A 2,009-nucleotide genomic window follows, 5' to 3' on the forward strand; every position below is an offset into this window, starting at 1 on the left:
CGGTGGCATCGCGTGGTGCCTCGGTCTCGGGCTGGGTCTCGACCGCCGCTACCGTGGCGGCCTCCGGCGCCAGCAGCGGCGCAGCCACGGCTGTGGCTGGATGGTCTGCGGCGTACAGGATGCGTGGCTCGATGTCTTCGAGCACAGCGCGGCGGCGGGTGGGGTCAGCCATGGTGCGACGGCTTAGTGGTCAGCGCGTGGAGGTAACCGATGCCGGGGATGTGGGTGGCCTGGCGGTCTGCAGGCCAAGGTCCACCTTGCAGCGCAACCCGGCGGGCAGGCTGGCATCGGCGTTGGGCAGGTCCAGCCGCAGCCGGAAGGTGTTGCTGGCCGGGTCGAGCACGCGGTCGATTTGGGCGATGCGGGCGCTGCGCGGAGCAGCGCCCGGCAACTCGGGCGACACCATCACCTCCTGCCCTGGCTTGAGGCTACCGAACAGCGCAGTCGGTGCCACCACCTCCACGCGCAGCCGGTGGATGGCCGCCACCTTGAGCAGCGGCTTGTCTTCGAAGCGCTCGCCGGGGTTGGCGTAGCGTTCGGTGACCACGCCGTCGAACGGACTGCGTAGCACGCGCTGCGAAGCCTGCGCGTCGGACATCTGCACCTCCTGCGCCAGCGTGCGCAGGTTTTCGCGGGCCTGGGCCGCCTTTTCATGGGCTACGCGCAGTTCGGCATGGGCCTGTTCGACGGCCTGCGTCGAGACGAAGTTCTCGGCCTTCAGCGAGCGTGAGCGGTCCAGCTTGAGCTGGGCCAGGTCGCGTGCCGCCAAAGCGCCGCGCAGTTCGGCCTCGCTGAGGGCGCGAGAACGTGCCACTTCGTTGTTGGCGCGTTCGACTTCGGCGCGCAGCCGGACCAGCACCTGGCCCTTGCGCACCGTGTCGCCGCGTTCCACCTCGATGGCATCCACGATGCCGATGACCGCACTGCCGATGTCGGCTACCCGTTCGGGCAGGATGAGGCAGGCCAGGGGTGCCATGGATGCGGGCGGCGGGGCCGTTGGCACCGGCTGGGCCGCAACCGGTGAGCCCAAACAGAAGCCCTGGACCCACCCCGCCACAACGGCACCGGGCGGGCTTCGGAAGGCGGACAACAGGCGGGGGTGTTGGTGATTTTTCATTCGGTCGATCCACAGAAAGACAGGCCGTTGTCCATGGCCAGGTCGTTTCGGAACAATTGGCGGCGGCGGCGCGCCCGGCGCTTGTCTTCCCGGTTCTGGGTGGCACGCCGCCACAGAGCCTGCAGCCAGGCGGGGATGGGTATCTGGCCATCCGTTGATGCCAGGTCGGCAAAGCAAATACGCAGGCGACGAGGGCTATGGTCGGGATCCAGCACCAGCCAGATTTCGCCGCTGCCGGACTCGCCCTGGCGCGCTGCGCGGCCCAGGAGCTGGCGGTCATGGCGTTGGGACGCATTGCGCTGGCAGCTCAGCACATGCAGGCCACCGGCGGCCTGGGCCTCGGCATCGACGTGGATGTCTGTGCCGCGCCCGGCCATGTTGGTGGCCACGGTGACCTGGCCGCGCTGCCCGGCGCGCGCCACGATGCTCGCCTCTTCGGCATCAAAGCGCGCGTTGAGTACCGCGTGGGCGATGCCCGCCTGGCGCAACGCCAGGGCCATGGCCTGAGAGGCTTCGACCGAGTCACAACCGATCAGCACCGGCCGACCGGTGGCAGTCAGCGACTGCGTGCGCTCCACCGCAGCGCGGCACCGCGCGGGCGCATCGGCATACAGGCGCGTCGGCCAGGCCAGGCGTTGGCTTGGCAGCCGCAGCGGCACCTGCACCATGCTGCAACCATACAAGGCGCGCAATTCGGCCCGTGCCTCGCGCAGGGTGCCGCTCATGCCGCCCAGGCGGTGGTAGCGGCGGAAGAAGCGCTGGAACGTGATCTGCGCCAGGGTTTCCGTCTCGGCGGGCACCTTGCAGCCTTCCTTGATGGAGACCAGCGCATGCAAACCGCGCGACCACTTGCGGCCCTCGGCGATGCGTCCGCTCACGGTATCCACAATCA

The 2,009-nt window shown here is 69.3% G+C and carries 2 protein-coding genes; both read right to left on the reverse strand.

The window, feature by feature from the left end:
- Positions 1 to 190: 190 nt before the first annotated feature.
- Positions 191 to 1,117, reverse strand: a complete 927-nt coding sequence (locus tag AC097L_RS23350; RefSeq protein WP_479589130.1) for an efflux RND transporter periplasmic adaptor subunit — start codon at positions 1,115 to 1,117, stop codon at positions 191 to 193.
- The coding region (locus AC097L_RS23355) for a preprotein translocase subunit SecA (RefSeq protein ID WP_479589131.1) at positions 1,114 to 2,009 on the reverse strand (896 nt) is incomplete at its 5' end. The genes AC097L_RS23350 and AC097L_RS23355, both read right to left, overlap by 4 nt.

The sequence above is a fragment of the Rhodoferax sp. RT5P35 genome (genome assembly GCF_056521385.1).